The sequence below is a fragment of the Shewanella sp. MBTL60-112-B2 genome (assembly GCF_019655055.1).
Classification (GTDB): Bacteria; Pseudomonadota; Gammaproteobacteria; order Enterobacterales; family Shewanellaceae; genus Shewanella.
In genome coordinates, this window is sequence record NZ_BPFA01000069.1 from 1 (window position 1) to 1,391 (window position 1,391).

1 protein-coding gene is annotated in these 1,391 nt (G+C 42.3%); it reads left to right on the forward strand.

Annotation, left to right across the window (positions count from 1 at the left end; translation table 11 throughout):
• Positions 1-95 precede the first annotated feature (95 nt).
• A complete protein-coding gene (locus tag K5Q73_RS21225) occupies positions 96-1,112 on the forward strand; it encodes an IS110-like element ISSpe2 family transposase (protein ID WP_220765793.1) in 1,017 nt (338 codons plus the stop codon).
• The last annotated feature ends 279 nt before the right edge of the window (positions 1,113-1,391 follow it).

Below are 1,391 nucleotides of genomic sequence, written 5' to 3' on the forward strand. Positions count from 1 at the left end.
CATGGATAATGGAATGGACCCATCCACTTTTAATCGGCCTCGCAATGGGCCACGATGTAGTTGCTTAAACTCATCAGAAAGAGGACGGGTCCACTATGAACATTACTACAATTGGTCTTGATATCGCAAAGTCCGTTTTTCATTTTGTTGGCGTTAATAAAGCCGGAAAGCTTGTCAAAAAGAAGATAATTAAGCGCAAAGAGTTAGTGCTTTTTCTTGCTCAAATAGAACCTTGCCTTGTTGTGATGGAAGCCTGTGGAGGCGCAAACTATTGGGCTAGGGAGTTCGAGAAAGTTGGCCATCAAGTCAAGCTCATCGCGCCCCAGTATGTCGTCCCCTACAGACAAGGAAATAAAAATGATTACAACGATGCGCTTGCGATAGCAGAAGCAGCACAACGCCCTAACATGCGCTTTGTAGAGCCCAAGCCTATAGAGCAACAAGATATTCAGATGCTGCATCGAATGAGAGAAAGACTAAACAAACAATCTACTGCACTGATAAATCAAGTAAGAGGTATGCTCGCAGAGTACGGCATTGTCATCACAAAAGGAAAAGCGTCTTTTAGGACAAAGCTACCAGATATTCTAGAAAATGCCGATAACGAATTAACAGTCAAAGGCCGAAGTGTTTTTTATCAGCTATATGAAGAATTTAATGACATTGAGAAGCGACTTAAAAACTGTGATGCCCAAGTTCAACAAGAGGTGAAAAGTAACCAAGTATGCCAGCGCTTAGAAAGCGTACCAGGCATTGGCCCTGTGACTGCCACAGCATTTTATGCAGCTGTTGGGCAAGGTAAAGATTTTACCAATGGCAGACATTTTTCAGCATGGTGCGGTCTAGTACCCAAACAGCATAGTAGTGGCGGGAAAAATAATTTGCTTGGTATTAGTAAGCGAGGAAACGCTTATTTGAGAACGCTATTTATCCACGGGGCAAGAACTGTCTTACAGCATAGTTCTAATAAAACTGACAGATTTAGTTGCTGGGCTAGCGCACTTGCTGAAAGGCGTGGCTTTAACAGAGCTTGTGTTGCCGTAGCTAATAAGCTTGCACGAATAGCGTGGGTTATAGCAGCAAGAGAAGATGAATACCGTATCACAGTATAAATTAATCATTAACGCGTCAACTTAACGAGATAATCATAAGTTTTGCTAACCACCAAGTTGCCAAGATAATTGATTTGATGATGAGACAGTCAGACTGTTCTGCTTAAAACCTTGCTTCGCCACAGGCTCTAAAGAAGCCGTAAGGATGATAAGGAAAGTAGAAGCAAATATCCATCAGGGCCAGAGGAGTACCTCAATAACAGGCCGAATATATGGGTGCAATGAACTCTTCTCAAAGTCGATATTAAATATCTTGCAAACCGGATGGGTCCATATATG

What these genes read in the sequence shown, in the direction of transcription:
- K5Q73_RS21225 (WP_220765793.1), top strand. Translation starts at nt 96, where the DNA reads ATGAACATTACTACAATTGGTCTTGATATCGCAAAGTCCGTTTTTCAT.